The 15150-nt window shown below is 63.1% G+C and carries 18 protein-coding genes; 6 read left to right on the forward strand and 12 right to left on the reverse strand.

Going from position 1 to position 15150, the window contains the following annotated elements:
* Positions 1 to 80 precede the first annotated feature (80 nt).
* From CAF80_RS25185 to CAF80_RS25200, 4 genes are all read left to right on the forward strand, one after another.
* Positions 81 to 323 (forward strand): exodeoxyribonuclease VII small subunit, encoded by a 243-nt coding sequence (locus CAF80_RS25185; protein ID WP_007894317.1) that lies wholly within the window; start codon positions 81 to 83, stop codon positions 321 to 323.
* The gene (ispA, locus tag CAF80_RS25190; protein ID WP_007955546.1) at positions 320 to 1207 is read left to right on the forward strand and encodes a (2E,6E)-farnesyl diphosphate synthase; all 888 of its coding nucleotides are present in this window, start codon (positions 320 to 322) and stop codon (positions 1205 to 1207) included. Before CAF80_RS25185 ends, ispA begins: the two co-directional genes overlap by 4 nt.
* 91 nt (positions 1208 to 1298) lie before the next feature.
* Complete coding sequence (gene dxs, locus CAF80_RS25195; RefSeq protein WP_085668093.1) at positions 1299 to 3197, forward strand: 1-deoxy-D-xylulose-5-phosphate synthase; 1899 nt, start codon at positions 1299 to 1301, stop codon at positions 3195 to 3197.
* 139 nt (positions 3198 to 3336) lie between these two features.
* Positions 3337 to 5220 (forward strand): TonB-dependent receptor domain-containing protein, encoded by a 1884-nt coding sequence (locus CAF80_RS25200; RefSeq protein WP_085668094.1) that lies wholly within the window; start codon positions 3337 to 3339, stop codon positions 5218 to 5220.
* Here CAF80_RS25200 and CAF80_RS25205 read toward each other — a convergent pair.
* The 12 genes from CAF80_RS25205 to nrdR all read right to left on the reverse strand — a co-directional run bounded on the left by CAF80_RS25205 (position 5217) and on the right by nrdR (position 13904).
* Positions 5217 to 6017, reverse strand: coding sequence for a cobalamin-binding protein (locus tag CAF80_RS25205; protein WP_074691627.1), 801 nt, complete (start codon positions 6015 to 6017; stop codon positions 5217 to 5219). The genes CAF80_RS25200 and CAF80_RS25205 overlap by 4 nt on opposite strands.
* Positions 6017 to 6436: an MFS transporter gene (locus CAF80_RS25210; RefSeq protein WP_085668095.1), complete on the reverse strand. Its 420-nt coding sequence runs from the start codon at positions 6434 to 6436 to the stop codon at positions 6017 to 6019. The genes CAF80_RS25205 and CAF80_RS25210 overlap by 1 nt, the downstream gene beginning before the upstream one ends.
* Positions 6433 to 7050: a GTP cyclohydrolase II gene (ribA, locus tag CAF80_RS25215; RefSeq protein WP_007955551.1), complete on the reverse strand. Its 618-nt coding sequence runs from the start codon at positions 7048 to 7050 to the stop codon at positions 6433 to 6435. Before ribA ends, CAF80_RS25210 begins: the two co-directional genes overlap by 4 nt.
* 132 nt (positions 7051 to 7182) lie before the next feature.
* Entirely contained in the window at positions 7183 to 7908 is a 726-nt protein-coding gene (locus tag CAF80_RS25220) for an ABC transporter substrate-binding protein (protein WP_085668096.1), read from the reverse strand.
* 28 nt (positions 7909 to 7936) lie between these two features.
* A complete protein-coding gene (locus tag CAF80_RS25225) occupies positions 7937 to 8440 on the reverse strand; it encodes a phosphatidylglycerophosphatase A (protein ID WP_011336134.1) in 504 nt (167 codons plus the stop codon).
* Positions 8437 to 9402 carry a thiamine-phosphate kinase gene (gene thiL / locus CAF80_RS25230; RefSeq protein WP_039771919.1) on the reverse strand — a complete coding sequence of 322 codons (966 nt, stop codon included), beginning with the start codon at positions 9400 to 9402 and terminating at the stop codon, positions 8437 to 8439. Before thiL ends, CAF80_RS25225 begins: the two co-directional genes overlap by 4 nt.
* A 27-nt stretch (positions 9403 to 9429) precedes the next feature.
* Positions 9430 to 9930, reverse strand: a complete 501-nt coding sequence (nusB, locus tag CAF80_RS25235) for a transcription antitermination factor NusB (RefSeq protein WP_024014489.1) — start codon at positions 9928 to 9930, stop codon at positions 9430 to 9432.
* Positions 9927 to 10403: a 6,7-dimethyl-8-ribityllumazine synthase gene (gene ribE, locus CAF80_RS25240; RefSeq protein ID WP_003228649.1), complete on the reverse strand. Its 477-nt coding sequence runs from the start codon at positions 10401 to 10403 to the stop codon at positions 9927 to 9929. Before ribE ends, nusB begins: the two co-directional genes overlap by 4 nt.
* Before the next feature lie 91 nt (positions 10404 to 10494).
* Positions 10495 to 11586, reverse strand: coding sequence for a bifunctional 3,4-dihydroxy-2-butanone-4-phosphate synthase/GTP cyclohydrolase II (ribBA, locus tag CAF80_RS25245; RefSeq protein WP_039771922.1), 1092 nt, complete (start codon positions 11584 to 11586; stop codon positions 10495 to 10497).
* Positions 11587 to 11602: 16 nt separating this feature from the next.
* Entirely contained in the window at positions 11603 to 12265 is a 663-nt protein-coding gene (locus CAF80_RS25250) for a riboflavin synthase (RefSeq protein ID WP_039771924.1), read from the reverse strand.
* 47 nt (positions 12266 to 12312) lie between these two features.
* Positions 12313 to 13443: a bifunctional diaminohydroxyphosphoribosylaminopyrimidine deaminase/5-amino-6-(5-phosphoribosylamino)uracil reductase RibD gene (gene ribD / locus CAF80_RS25255; protein ID WP_085668097.1), complete on the reverse strand. Its 1131-nt coding sequence runs from the start codon at positions 13441 to 13443 to the stop codon at positions 12313 to 12315.
* Positions 13440 to 13904 (reverse strand): transcriptional regulator NrdR, encoded by a 465-nt coding sequence (nrdR, locus tag CAF80_RS25260; RefSeq protein WP_003228656.1) that lies wholly within the window; start codon positions 13902 to 13904, stop codon positions 13440 to 13442. The genes ribD and nrdR overlap by 4 nt, the downstream gene beginning before the upstream one ends.
* A 128-nt stretch (positions 13905 to 14032) precedes the next feature.
* Between nrdR and CAF80_RS25265 the strand changes: the two genes are divergently transcribed.
* Together CAF80_RS25265 and CAF80_RS25270 are read left to right on the forward strand one after the other, a co-directional pair.
* Positions 14033 to 14497, forward strand: a complete 465-nt coding sequence (locus CAF80_RS25265; RefSeq protein ID WP_011336139.1) for a YbaY family lipoprotein — start codon at positions 14033 to 14035, stop codon at positions 14495 to 14497.
* Positions 14494 to 15150, forward strand: coding sequence for a methyltransferase (locus tag CAF80_RS25270; RefSeq protein ID WP_085668098.1), 657 nt, complete (start codon positions 14494 to 14496; stop codon positions 15148 to 15150). Before CAF80_RS25265 ends, CAF80_RS25270 begins: the two co-directional genes overlap by 4 nt.

Below are 15150 nucleotides of genomic sequence, written 5' to 3' on the forward strand. Positions count from 1 at the left end.
TCCGTCGGCCCGCTCATTTGCCCATACCCCCCCTATCTGCTAGTGTCGCGCCGGTTTAACGTCAACCGGAATTAGCCGCCATGGCCCGCAAAAAAGCTGCACTGGATTTCGAACAGTCCCTCGCCGACCTGCAAACGCTGGTGGAGCGTCTGGAGAACGGTGAATTGTCGCTGGAAGACTCGCTGACCGCTTTCGAGCAGGGCATCGGCCTGACCCGTGACTGCCAGGCGGCGCTGGCCCAGGCCGAGCAGAAGGTCCAGGTGTTGCTGGAGCGCGATGGCGAACTCGCCGAGGAACCCTTCGACGCGGATCAGCCAGAATGATTGCAGCGTATTCGGCCACCAGCCAGGCACGGGTCAATGCGGCACTGGAAACCCTGTTCAACGCCCCGCTGCCAGAACTGGCGCGTCTCTATGAAGCCATGCGCTACAGCGTGATGAACGGTGGCAAACGCGTGCGTCCGCTTCTGGCTTACGCGGCGTGTGAAGCCCTTGGCGGCAAGGCTGAACAGGCCAACGGCGCGGCGTGTGCGGTTGAGCTGATTCACGCGTATTCGCTGGTGCACGACGATTTGCCAGCGATGGACGACGACGATCTGCGTCGCGGCCAGCCGACCACCCACAAGAAATTCGACGAAGCTTGCGCGATTCTGGCCGGCGACGGCTTGCAGAGCCTGGCGTTCAGCGCCCTGCTCGACCCGCGTCTGAGCGACCTGAGCGCGGACATCCGCCTGCAACAGGTCACAGCGCTGGCGCACGCGGCGGGCCCGGCCGGCATGGTAGGCGGTCAGGCCATCGACCTCGGTTCGGTCGGCCTCAAGCTTGATCAGAAAGCGCTGGAACAGATGCACCGGCACAAGACCGGCGCGCTGATCGAAGTCAGCGTCAAGCTCGGCGCCCTGGCCAGCGGCCGTGCCGAGAGGGATGAACTCAAGTCCCTGCAGACTTATGCACAGGCCATCGGCCTGGCATTCCAGGTCCAGGACGACATCCTCGACGTCGAAAGCGATACCGAAACCCTCGGCAAACGCCAGGGCGCCGACATTGCCCGTGACAAGCCAACTTACCCGGCCCTGCTGGGCCTCGACGCGGCCAAGGCTTACGCACTGGAACTGCGCGATCAGGCCCTGCACGCGCTGCGACCGTTTGACGCGGCTGCCGAGCCGTTGCGCGATCTGGCCCGGTATATCGTCGACCGGCGCAACTGAAGGCTTATCTGCCAAAAAAGACCAACGCGTGGGCAGGGGGCGATGCATCAGGTAAACTGCCGCATCTTTTATACCTATAACGATTCGCCTGATGCCCACGACGTTTCATGAGATTCCCCGCAAGCGCCCGACCACGCCCCTGCTCGACCGCGCTAATACGCCGGACGGCCTGCGCCGGTTAGGCGAAGCCGAGCTGGAAACCCTGGCTGATGAGTTGCGCCTGGAATTGCTCTACACGGTCGGCCAGACCGGTGGGCATTTCGGTGCCGGCCTGGGCGTCATCGAGCTGACCATCGCGTTGCATTACGTCTTCGACACCCCGGACGACCGGCTGGTGTGGGACGTCGGTCATCAGGCTTATCCGCACAAGATCCTCACCGGTCGTCGCGAGCGCATGGAGTCTTTGCGCCAGAAGGACGGCATCGCCGCCTTCCCGCGCCGCTCCGAGAGCGAGTACGACACATTCGGCGTCGGCCACTCCAGCACCTCGATCAGCGCAGCGCTGGGCATGGCCATCGCCGCCCGCCTGCAGAACAGTGATCGCAAGGCGATTGCGGTGATCGGCGACGGTGCACTGACCGCCGGCATGGCGTTCGAGGCGCTGAACCATGCGCCGGAAGTCGACGCCAACATGCTGGTGATCCTCAACGACAACGACATGTCGATCTCGCGCAACGTCGGCGGGCTGTCGAACTATCTGGCGAAAATCCTTTCCAGCCGCACCTACGCGAGCATGCGTGAGGGCAGCAAGAAAGTGCTGTCGCGCCTGCCCGGCGCCTGGGAAATCGCACGCCGCACCGAAGAATATGCCAAGGGCATGCTGGTCCCCGGCACCCTGTTCGAGGAACTGGGCTGGAACTACATCGGCCCGATCGATGGCCACGACCTGCCGACCCTGATCGCCACCCTGCGCAACATGCGCGATCTGAAAGGCCCGCAGTTCCTGCACATCGTCACCAAAAAGGGCAAAGGCTTCGCCCCGGCGGAAGTCGACCCGATCGGTTACCACGCCATCACCAAGCTCGAACCGCTGGACGCCCCGGCCGCTGCGCCGAAAAAGGCCGGCGGGCCGAAGTATTCCGGCGTGTTCGGTGAATGGCTGTGCGACATGGCCGCTGCCGACCCGCGACTGGTGGGCATCACCCCGGCGATGAAGGAAGGCTCGGATCTGGTGGCGTTCAGCGAACGCTTCCCGCTGCGCTACTTCGACGTGGCGATTGCCGAGCAACACGCCGTGACCCTCGCTGCCGGCATGGCCTGCGAAGGCGCGAAACCGGTGGTGGCGATCTACTCGACGTTCCTGCAACGCGGTTACGACCAGTTGGTGCATGACGTCGCGGTGCAGAACCTCGACGTGCTGTTCGCCATCGACCGCGCCGGTCTGGTGGGCGAAGACGGCCCGACCCACGCCGGCAGCTTCGACCTGTCGTTCCTGCGCTGCATCCCGGGCATGGTCATCATGACCCCGAGCGATGAAAACGAACTGCGCAAAATGCTCACCACCGGCCACCTGTACAACGGCCCGGCGGCGGTGCGCTATCCACGCGGCAACGGCCCGAACGCGACCATCGAAAAAGACCTCGAACCGATCGAGATCGGCAAGGGTGTGGTGCGTCGTCAGGGCAGCAAGGTCGCCCTGCTGGTGTTCGGCGTGCAAATGGCCGAAGCCCTGAAGGTCGCCGAGACGCTGGACGCGACCGTGGTCGACATGCGTTTCGTCAAGCCGATGGACGAAGCGCTGGTGCGCGAGATTGCCAACAGCCACGATCTGCTGGTAACCATCGAAGAAAACGCGATCATGGGCGGCGCTGGTGGCGCGGTCAGCGAATTCCTCGCCCGCGAGAACATCCTCAAGTCGGTGCTGCACCTGGGCTTGCCGGACGTTTACGTCGAGCACGCCAAGCCGGCGCAGATGCTGGCCGAGTGCGGGCTGGATGAGGCCGGGATCGAAGCGGCGGTGCGTGAGCGCCTGGAACTGCTTAACAAGTAAAACGCAATGCCCATGTGGGAGCGAGCCTGCTCGCGATAGCGCACTGTCAGTCACTTAAATGCCGATTGACACACCGCAATCGCGAGCAGGCTCGCTCCCACATTTGATTTGTGAACACCTCAAGTACCAACGGACTCCGATGAACCTCTCGCGTCTCGCCCTGCCCCTCCTGCTGCTGCCATCCGCCAACACCCTCGCCGACACCTTCGAACGCGATCAGGCCCTGAAGCTGCCGGACGTGCTGATCAGCGCCAACCGCCAGGTCGAAGCGCGCAACGACAGCAGCGCCGCCAACACCGTGTTCACCCGTGAAGAAATCGAACGCCTGCAACCTCGTAGCGTCACCGACCTGCTGCAGCGGGTGCCGGGCGTGCAAGTGGCGCAAACCGGCGGACGCGGCAGCCTGCCGGGAATTTACATTCGCGGCACGCAATCGGCGCAGAGCCTGGTGCTGGTCGACGGCCAGCGCATCGGCAACTCCACCTCCGGTGACAGCAACCTGCAACACCTGAACATCGAGCAGATCGAGCGCGTGGAAGTGCTGCGCGGTTCGCGCTCGGTGATTTACGGTAGCGATGCGATTGGCGGGGTGATCCAGATCTTCACCCGGCGCGGCGGCGAACAAGGCTTGCAGCCCCGGATGCATGTGGGATTCGGCAGCAACCAGACCTGGGAACGCAGTGCCGGCCTCTCCGGAGGTGACGAGAAAACCCGTTTCAACCTCGGCGCCAGCCTCGATGAAACCGCCGGCCTCGACCGCACCCACGAGTCGTATCCCAGCGACAGCGATCATGACGCCTACCGCAACAAATCCATCAGCCTGAGCCTCAGCCATGCGCTGACCGATGACATCGAAGTCGGCGCCAACCTGCTGGATAACCGTGGCAAAAGCGAGTTCGACAACCCGTTCGGGCGCTTCGACCCGGTGACCTTCGACTCTGTGCAGCAGCAACCGTACAGCGATTTCACCGTCAGCAGTTTCAGCAGCTACATCGACGCGCGGATCAACGAGCGCTGGAAGTCGCGCCTGGAACTCGGCCACAGCGAAAACCGCGAGAAGTCCTTCGACAAGCTCAGCGACGAACGCTCGGTGTTCAACACCTACCGCGACTCGGTGACCTGGCAGAACGACCTGACCCTCGATGCGCGCAACAGCCTGATCCTAGGCGGCGACTGGTACGAAGACCGGGTCAACAGCAGCACCGCGTTCGACGAAGATAGTCGCTGGAACCGCGCAGCCTTCGTCCAGCATCGCTTCCAGGCAGACAGCTTCTCCACCGAACTGGGCCTGCGTCGCGATGACAACCAGCAGTTCGGCGGCCAGAACAGCTGGAGCGGCACGCTGACATTGCCGGTCAACCCGGACAACGATCTGCTGCTCAGCTACAGCGAAGGCTTCCGCGCGCCGACCTTCAACGATCTGTATTACCCGGACTTCAGCAACCCCGACCTGAAACCGGAAACCTCGAAAAGCTACGAGCTGCAATGGCGCAGCCAGTTGAGCGACAGCACTCGCCTCGAAGCCTCGTTGTATCGGACCGATCTGGAAGACGCGATCATCTTCGGCAGCAACTCACGCCCGGAAAACGTCGCCTCGGCGCGGATCAACGGCTTCGAAGCAGCGCTGAAACAGGAGCTGTTCGGCTGGCAGAGCAACCTCGGCGTGGCGATCATCGATCCCCGCGACCGCGACACCGGCCACACCCTGGCACGTCGTGCCCGTCGCACCCTGAGCTGGGATCTGGACCGACAGTTCGATCGCCTTGGCCTCGGCGCCAGTTGGCAGGCCGTCAGCAGCAGTTATGACGACCTGAACAATCAGCAACCATTGGGCGGTTATGCACTACTCGGATTGCGCAGCAGCTGGGCGCTGAACCGCGAGATCAAACTGGATTTCAAGGTCGACAACCTGCTGGACAAGAGTTACAGCCGGGCGCTGTACAGCCATGACGGCAGTCAGTTTGGCTATCGCGAGGAAGGTCGGGCGTTCATGTTCGGCGTGACCTGGACGCCGCAGTTCTAACGATCTGGCGCGATCAGCTGGCAGAGCTTGGCGGTCGCCTCGATCATCTGCCCGCTCGGACGCTCAAGGCCTTTGTCGGTGACCAGCAGCAACTGCCCGTGCTTGACCGCTGTCACCTGTGGCCAGGCGTTCCACGCATCCAGTTGCGGCTGATCGCCAGCCAGAATCACTTCGGGATCACGCTGTAAAACCGCTTCGATGCTCACCTGTGGCGCTGGCAGGCTCAGGTCGGCGAACACATTGCGTGCGCCACACACTTCAAGCGCATCGCTGATGATCTGCCCGCCACCGACGGTGTACAGCGGCTTGTCCCAGACCTGGTAGAACACCCGCAGCGGTACTTCGCGGCGGTAGCGCTGGCGCAGCTTATCGAGTTTTTGCCGCAACTCGCTGGCCCGCGCGATCCCACGCTCAGGACGACCGAGCTGTATCGCGATGCCCTCAATCTGCGCAGTCAGCTGTTCGAGACTGTGAGGCTCGGCAACGAAAGTCGGAATGTTCAGACGCTTGAGCTGATCGCGCTGGGCCGGGCCAACACTGCCGGGCCATAGCAGCAACAAGTCAGGTTTGAGGCTGAGCAGCCGTTCCATGTCGAGCTGGCCGTAACGGCCCACCGAAGGCACGTCCTTGATCGCGGAAGGACGCTCACCGGCATCCAGCACGCCGACCAGCAGATCGGCCGAATCCAGTTCAACCACGATTTCAGACAGGGATGGCGCGAGGCTGACCACCCGCAGGGCGGCCAGCGTTTCACCGCTGACGGCCAGCAGCAGAACCGCCAGCCAGAGACGCCGCATCAGGCGAGTTGACGCGGGATACGGTAGAGGTAGAACAGCACCGCCGTGGACAGCGCCAGCAACATCAGCGGCACCGCTTCAAGGCCGACGAACACCGCCAGCGCGCCGATCCATGCCGGCAGCGCCGCGACCACGAATGCACTGCGAAGGCAGGCCGCCAGGGCGATCCAGGCAGCGGGTTCTTCAGGGGTATCGAGGGCTTTTTGCGTGGCGATCAGCGCATGTTTGTAGCGCCCGAAAAACTTCAGGCTGACAAACATCGACGCCACGCCAGCGATAAACAAAGGCATCGCCAAGACCGGCAGGATCGCATCGCCCTGGCCGAACACTCCGTTGATCACGAACAGCGGCAACAGCGCCAGTGCCAGGTATTTCCACCAGGCGATCGACAGACGGCGCCGCACTTGCCCGCGGGTCACGCCCGGTCTACCTCGCCCTGATGCTCGTTGCCCATCATGTGGTCGAGCTTGCTGGCCTTGGTCGCCAGATAGAGTTTGTTGTGCGGATTGTGGCCGGTGTGCAGCGGCACGCGCTCGGCGACGACGATGCCCATGTCGGTCAAGGCTTTGACCTTGCGCGGGTTGTTGGTCATCAGACGCAGGGATTTGACGCCCAGATGCTCAAGCATCGGCAGGCACATGGCGTAGTCACGCTGGTCGGCGGCAAAGCCCAGACGCTCGTTGGCTTCAACGGTGTCGGCGCCGCCGTCCTGCAATTCGTAGGCACGGATCTTGTTCAAAAGACCGATGCCGCGCCCTTCCTGACGCAGGTACAGCAACACGCCACGGCCTTCGCGAGCGATGGCCTTGAGGGCGCCTTCGAGTTGCGAACCGCAGTCGCAACGCTGGCTGAACAAGGCATCGCCGGTCAGGCATTCGGAGTGCAGACGGCCGAGTACCGGGGCACCGTCGGCAATCTCGCCCAGGCTCAGCACGACGTGCTCGCGGCCGGTGGCTTCGTCGAGAAAACCGTGCATGGTGAATTGCGCAAAAGGCGTTGGCAGCTTGGAAGCGGCGACAAAAACGACAGGCACCGGTGTGCTCCTGATCTGAAAAGTCCGAGATTCGCTGGGCGGCATTGTAACAGCAGGTTCCCAGAGGCGCTTAGGCTGAATTATCGGGGATAACTATCAAAAAGTTTGATGACAGGCTCGTCGCTATCGCCTTTACTCGAACGGATACGGCTGCTTCCAGCGCTCGAAGATCGGCTTCAACTCGCCGCTTTTCACCAGTTGCTCCATGCGCTGGTCGTAGATCGACATCAGCGCCCGGCCTTGCGGGGTGTCGGCGAAGCCGAGGTACAGCGGCAACTCGGCCAGATGCGAATAACGGTATGGCGAAGGATCGGCGGCGTTTCGCAGCACCGCTTCGATTTCCGTCAGCGCATCGATGTAGTAATCCGCCCGCCCCTGCTTGAGCATCGACAGGATCCCGGTGCGGCGCTCGATCTGGTTGAAGCGTTTGACGTTCGGCAGATAGGTTTCGTAGCGATAGCCGCGCACCCAGGCCAGTCGGTACTTGCCCAGCGTTGCCTGGGTTGGCGGCGGATTGCTGGCCAGGCCGAGCGCGTAGATGTGGTCGGAATCGAAATTCCATTTCGGGTACAGCACCTGCTCGGCTTCGCCGCGATAGGAGCCGACCAGTGCGTCGGCTTCCTTCAACTGCACCAGCCCGACCGAGCGCGTGTAGGGCACGGTGCGAATATCCAGGGTCACACCGGCCGGCTCGAACACTTTGCGCAACACGTCCCAGCCCAGGCCATGACCATCGGCGGCGGTGTAGTCTTCCCAGTCTTCGCTGGCCAGGTGAATGACCGACGGCGGTGCGTCCTGTGCCTGGGCCACGGTGCCAAGCAAGGTCAAAACCACTATCGCCAACCAGCGTCGAGTCATCCCTGCGTCCCTCATCCACGCCTGGAAATCAGGCGAAAACCCACACCAGTCCCTGCATCGCCAGCCACGCGAACACGCCGGCCAGCACGTCGTCGAGCATGATGCCGACGCCGCCGTGAACATGCCGGTCGATCCAGCGGATCGGCCACGGCTTGAGAATGTCGAAGAAGCGGAACACCAGGAACCCGGCCAGCAACCAGTACCAGCCTTCCGGCACCAGCCACAGGGTGATCCACATCCCGACCATTTCGTCCCAGACGATGCCTTCGTGGTCGTGCACCCGCAGATCGTCCGCCACTTTGCCGCACAGCCAGAAGCCGAACAGCATGGTGATCCCGAGCATCAGCCAGTAACCCCAGTCCGGCAGCATTTGCCACAACGGAATAAAGGGTAGCGCAACTAACGAGCCCCAAGTGCCCGGCGCCTTGGGCAAGGTGCCCGAGCCGAAACCGAACGCGAGGAAATGCCAGGGATTGCGCCAGACCGACGGCGGAACGAATTCGGCCGGAACCTGTTTCGGGTGATCTGTCACGGTGACTCCTGAAAATGTTGATAACCCCGGATTTGCGGGGTGATGTCGTGCCCGTCGCGATCCAGCAGCACCACGCCCTGGCCCTGCGTCACACGACCGATCACATGGATCGGCCAGCCATCGGCGAGCAGCGCCGGCAACTCGACGGCCGGCAGGGTGAAGGCCAGCACGTAGTCATCGCCACCGCTCAACGCCGCACGTTCGGCGCCGCGCTGACCGAGAAACGCCACCAGCGCCTCCGACAACGGAACGCGCTCGCGCTCGACTTCGAGGCGGACCTTCGAGGCCAATGCGATGTGACCGCAATCGGCGAGCAGCCCATCGGAGATGTCCAGCGCCGAAGTGGCCTTGCCACGCAGGGCCTGACCGAGAGCGAGTTGCGGTTGCGGCGACCAGTAATGATCAAGCAGCGGCTGGGCGATGTGTGGTTCGGCGTCTCGCTGACCCAGCACCAGCGGCAAGGCCCCGGCGGCATTGCCCAGCTCACCGCCGACACACAGCAGATCGCCCGGCTGCGCGCCGCTGCGGGTCAGCGCTTTGCCAGCCGGGACACGGCCGAACACGGTGACGGTCAGGCTCAACGGCCCGCGCGTCGTGTCGCCGCCCACCAGTGCCACGCCGCAGCCCTGCGCCATGCGGTTCAAACCGCGGGCATAGGCTTGCAACCAATCGGCAGTCACCGTCGGCAAGGTCAGGGCAAGGGTAAAGGCGACGGGCGTGGCGCCCATGGCAGCGAGGTCGCTGACCGCCACGGCCAGCGAGCGCTGACCGAGCAGAAACGGATCGCAGGGGTCGGCGAAATGCACACCGGCCACCAGCGTATCGGTGGAAACCGCCAGCTGTTCCCCGGAAGGAACCGCCAGCAAGGCGCAGTCGTCACCGATCCCCAGTGCAACGCCTTCGCCGCCCTGCGCACAAGGCGCGGCGGCGAAGAAATTGCGGATCAGCTCAAACTCGCCCATGGCTGAGAAAAAGTATTCAAGCGCCGATCAGCGCTTGAACGCCTTCACTTCAGCTTCACGCAGGCGCGGAGCCAGCTTGTCGAGCACGCCGTTGACGAACTTGTGGCCGTCGGTCGAACCGAACACCTTGGCCAGCTCGATACCTTCGTTGATCACAACGCGGTACGGCACGTCGACGCGCTTGAGCAGTTCCCAGGTGGACAGGCGCAGAACCGCCAGTTCAACCGGGTCCAGCTCTTCGATCGCCAGGTCCAGGCAAGGCGTGAGCGCGGTGTCGATTTCAGTCTTGAACTGCGGAACCCCGTGGAGGATTTCGCGGAAGTAAGCCCCGTCGACATCGGTGAAATCGTTATCGACCCGGAACTGCGCTTCGATCTCGTTCAACGACTGCCGAGCCATGTGCCACTGATACAGGGCCTGGGTCGCGAGCTGACGGGCTTCGCGGCGCTTGGCGCTCTTCGATGGCTTGCCGGCATCCGCAGGTTTCGGATCGCGCGGGTTGAAACGATCGCTTTCGTCGCTAATCACTTGGCCTCCAACTGCGCCAGCAGGCTGACCATTTCCAGAGCGGACAGGGCAGCTTCAGCACCTTTGTTGCCTGCCTTGGTGCCGGAACGTTCGATGGCTTGCTCGATGGAATCAACGGTCAGGACGCCGAAAGCGACCGGTACGCCAAACTCCATGGACACCTGGGCCAGGCCCTTGGTGCACTCGCCAGCCACGTATTCGAAGTGCGGAGTACCGCCACGAATGACCGCGCCCAGGGCGATGATTGCTGCGAACTCGCCTTTCTGGGCGACTTTCTGCGCAACCAGCGGGATTTCGAAGGCGCCAGGTGCGCGGATGATGGTGATGTCGCTTTCGCTCACGCCGTGGCGAACCAGGGCATCAACTGCACCGCTGACCAGGCTTTCAACCACGAAGCTGTTGAAGCGGCCCACTACCAAAGCGTAGCGGCCTTTAGGGGCGATGAAGGTACCTTCGATGGTCTTCAGGGTCATTCGTCAGATCTCTTAAAGAGCCGGGACGCGTCTGTTTCGCGTCCCTCAGTGATTTATTTGCCGCGAATACAGGGCCGGAAACAACCGGTCATTATTCGGAGGGCACGTATTCTACAACTTCCAGATCGAAACCGGATATCGCATTGAACTTCATCGGTGCCGACATCAAGCGCATTTTGCGCACACCGAGGTCACGCAGGATCTGCGAACCGGCACCGACGATGCTGTAGGTGGTCGGTTTTTTCGGTGCGGCCTGATCGCCGGTTTCGCGGATGTGCGCCAGCAACACGTCGCCATCCAGTGGATGACCGAGCAACAGCACCACACCGCTGCCGGCCTCGGCAACCGCAGCCATGGCGGCGCGCAGGCTCCAGCGGCCCGGTTGCTTGACCATCAACAGGTCGCGCAGCGGGTCCATGTTGTGCACGCGAACCAGGGTCGGTTCTTCGGCGCAAACGGTGCCCAGGGTGAGTGCCATGTGCACGTCGCCTTCCACGGAGTCACGATAGGTCACCAGGTTGAATTGGCCCAGTTCGCTGTCCAGCGGCTGCTCGGCAATCCGCTGAACGGTACGTTCGTGGATCATCCGGTAGTGAATCAGGTCGGCGATGGTACCGATCTTGATGTTGTGTTCAGCGGCGAAGGCTTCCAGCTCGGCGCGACGGGACATGGTGCCGTCATCGTTCATCACTTCGCAGATCACGCCGCTCGGCTCGAAACCGGCCATGCGCGCCAGGTCGCAGGCGGCTTCGGTGTGGCCAGCGCGCGCCAGGGTGCCACCGGCCTGGGCCATCAGCGGAAAAATGTGGCCCGGGCTGACGATGTCTTCGGCCTTGGCGTCTTTCGCGGCGGCCGCTTGCACGGTGCGCGCACGGTCAGCGGCGGAAATGCCGGTGGTCACGCCTTCGGCCGCTTCGATCGAGACGGTGAACTTGGTGCCGAAACCGGAACCGTTGCGCGGAGCCATCAGCGGCAGCTTCAGGGTTTCGCAGCGCTCGCGGCTCATCGGCATGCAGATCAGGCCACGGGCGTATTTGGCCATGAAGTTGATGTGCTCGGCCTTGCAGCATTCGGCGGCCATGATCAGGTCGCCTTCGTTCTCGCGGTCTTCGTCATCCATGAGAATGACCATCTTGCCTTGGCGGATGTCTTCAACCAGTTCTTCGATGCTATTGAGCGCCACAAGGCACCCCCTTCAGTCAGGATTTGAGGTAGCCGTTGGCGGCCAGGAAGCTTTCAGTGATGCCGCCGGACGTTGGCTCTGAAGCCTTGTCGCCCAACAGCAGACGCTCCAGATAACGCGCCAGCAGGTCGACTTCCAGGTTCACCCGGCGACCTGGCTTGTAGGACGCCATGATGGTTTCGCTCAGGGTGTGCGGGATGATCGTCAGCAGGAATTCGGCGCCATCGACCGCGTTCACGGTCAGGCTGGTGCCGTCGACGGTGATAGAGCCTTTATGGGCGATGTACTTGGCCAGCTCCTTCGGCGCGCGGATGCGAAATTCCACTGCGCGGGCATTGTCGCTGCGCGAAACCACTTCGCCGACACCGTCGACGTGACCGCTGACCAGATGGCCACCGAGACGGGTGGTCGGGGTCAGGGCTTTTTCCAGGTTGACCGGGCTGCCGCTCTTCAGGTCATTCATGGCGGTGCAGTCGAGGGTTTCGCGACTGACGTCGGCGGCGAAGCCGTTGCCCGGCAGTTCAACCGCGGTCAGGCACACGCCGTTGACCGCGATGCTGTCGCCAAGTTTGACGTCGCTCAGGTCGAGCTTGCCGGTTTCGACATGCACCCGCACATCACCGCCCTTTGGGGTCAGTGCGCGGATACTGCCGATGGATTCGATGATGCCGGTAAACATGGGGTTCTCCTTGAGAACGAAGCCAGCGCTAACGCGATGGCCGGGAATTATACGCTCGCCGATGGGACAGGGACGGCAGTGACTCGCCAGTCATCGCCAACCGCGCGAATTTCAGTGATTTTCAGCTCCGGCGCATCCTTCATACAGGCCAGCGGCCAGTCCAGAAGCGGACGCGCCGTGGAGCCGAGGAACTTGCCGGCGATGAAGATCACGAACTCGTCGACCAGTCCGAGCTGGGCAAACGCGCCGGCCAGTCGCGGGCCGGCCTCGACCAGCACTTCGTTGACGCCACGGTTGGCCAGTTCGATCAGCAACTGGTGCAGATCGACCTGACCGTCATCGCCCGGCACGATCAGGCATTCCGGGCCGTGGGCGTACTGCTCTTCGATGGCCACACACGTGGCGACCAGTGCCGGGCCGGCCTTGAAGAAAGGCGCATCCAGCGGCACTCGCAGACGACCATCGATCAACACCCGCAGCGGCGGACGGCTCAGGGCCAGCGCGGTTTGTTCGGTATCCAGCCCCAGCTCGTCACCGCGAACGGTCAGGCGTGCACCATCGGCCAGCACCGTGTCGGCGCCGGTCAGCACCACGCTGGCTTGGGCGCGCAGACGCTGCACCGCCGAACGCGCGGCAGGGCCGGTGATCCATTGGCTCTCACCGCTTTCCATCGCTGTACGGCCATCGAGGCTCATGGCCAACTTGACCCGCACGAACGGCAAGCCGTGTTCCATGCGCTTCAGAAAACCTTGATTGAGCTTGCGCGCCTCAGCTTCCAGCACGCCGCTTTCGGTGGCGATGCCGGCATCGGTCAAGCGCTGCAGGCCGCGTCCGGCGACTTGAGGATTCGGATCACGCATCGCCGCAACCACCCGGCCAACACCGGCATTCACCAGCGCATCGGCGCACGGCGGCGTACGGCCGTGGTGGCTGCAAGGTTCGAGGGTCACGTAAGCCGTGGCGCCACGGGCCCGTTCACCGGCGGCGCGCAGGGCGTGGACTTCGGCGTGGGGTTCGCCGGCGCGCTCATGCCAGCCTTCGCCGACAATCTGCCCGTCGCGCACGATCACGCAGCCGACCCGTGGATTGGGGTGAGTCGTGTAATGCCCCTTGCGCGCCAGCTCCAGGGCCCGGGCCATGAAGTGAGCGTCGAGGATGGCCTGCTCGGCGGCGGTCATTCTTTCACCGGTTCGCGGGCGAGGCGGTCGATCTCTTCGCGGAATTCGTTGAGGTCCTGGAAGCGGCGGTACACGGAAGCGAAACGGATGTAGGCGACTTCATCGAGCTTTTGCAGCTCGGCCATCACCAGTTCGCCGACCACGAGGGATTTGACCTCGCGCTCGCCGGTGGCGCGCAGCTTGTGCTTGATATGGACCAGCGAGGATTCGAGGCGCTCGACGCTCACCGGACGTTTCTCCAGGGCGCGTTGCATGCCGGCGCGGAGTTTTTCTTCGTCGAACGGTTGGCGGCTGCCGTCGGTTTTGATCAGGCGCGGTAACACCAGTTCGGCCGTCTCGAACGTCGTGAAACGTTCGCCGCAGGCCAGGCATTCACGCCGGCGGCGCACCTGTTCGCCCTCGGCGACCAGACGCGAGTCGATGACCTTGGTGTCGTTGGCACCGCAGAAGGGACAGTGCATGGTGGCTGGCAACAAAAAAAGGGAGGGCCATGGTAGCGCATCCCGGTGGCAAGACAAGCCATAGGCTTTGCGGTATACAGACTGCCATGATCGATTGATCCATGGATTTCATTTTGCTGGAGCCACCAATGTCCCTACGACCGCTCGTTTTGCTCAGTGTTTTCAGCCTGCTGGTGGCCTGTGGCAGCGACGCGCCCAAGCCTCAGCCGCCTACGCCGGGCCCGGCGCCGCAACAGGCGCAGAAAAAAGCCCGGGAAGCCGCCGACCTCGGCCCGCTGCCGGCCTATCAGCGCGAACTGAGCGGCACCCTGCAAGGCGTGCCGGCCGGCGCCGAAGTCGAACTGGCGCTGCTGGTGATCGACGAAAAGGATCGCCCGCAACAATTGCTCGCCAGTTCCAGCCTGATCGGCAACAACCAGATTCTGCCGTTTCACCTGCGCTTCAACCCCGAATCCTTCCCGGTTGGCGCGCGGGTTGAATTGCGCGGCCGCGCCAGCCAGTCCGGCCAGTTGATCCTGCACCTGCCGTCGCAGACCATCACTCAGCCAACCACCCAGGCGTTGGGCCAGCTGCAATTTGTCAAAGCCCCATGAATGCCCCGTCAGACCTGCAACAGTCGCTGGGCGAGTTGCTCGGCGACGCTCGACTGAAAGCCTGTACGTTGCCGGACACCGATTTGCAGCTGTGGCTGATCGATGGCGACAACATGGCCCGCGAATTCAGCCAGGAAGAAACCCAACGCATCCTGCATGAACCGCCCTACTGGAGTTTCTGCTGGGCCAGCGGTCTGGCGGTGGCGCGCTATCTGGCAGAGTTTCCCGAGTGGGTGCGGGGCAAACGGGTGCTGGATTTCGGCGCCGGTTCCGGAATCGCCGGCATCGCAGCGGTGAAAGCCGGAGCGCTGGAGGTGGTGGCCTGCGACCTCGACCCGCTGGCGATTGCCGCCTGTCGGGCGAATGCCGAACTCAATGATGTGCAAATGAGTTATTCCACGGATTTCTTCGCCGAGGCCGATCGCTACGATCTGATCCTGGTGGCCGACGTTCTCTACGACCGGGAAAACCTGCCGCTGCTCGACGCCTTCCTGAGCCGTGGCCGCGAAGCGCTGGTGGCGGATTCGCGGGTTCGGGATTTCCGTCATCCGTTGTACCGGCGCATCGAAATGCTGGAAGCCATGACCCTGCCGGATCTGGCCGAACCGGAAGAGTTTCGCCATGTCAGCCTCTACCACGCGGCCCGCGCCTGA

The sequence above is a fragment of the Pseudomonas sp. B34(2017) genome, from assembly GCF_002112915.1.
Classification (GTDB): Bacteria; Pseudomonadota; Gammaproteobacteria; order Pseudomonadales; family Pseudomonadaceae; genus Aquipseudomonas; species Aquipseudomonas pharyngis.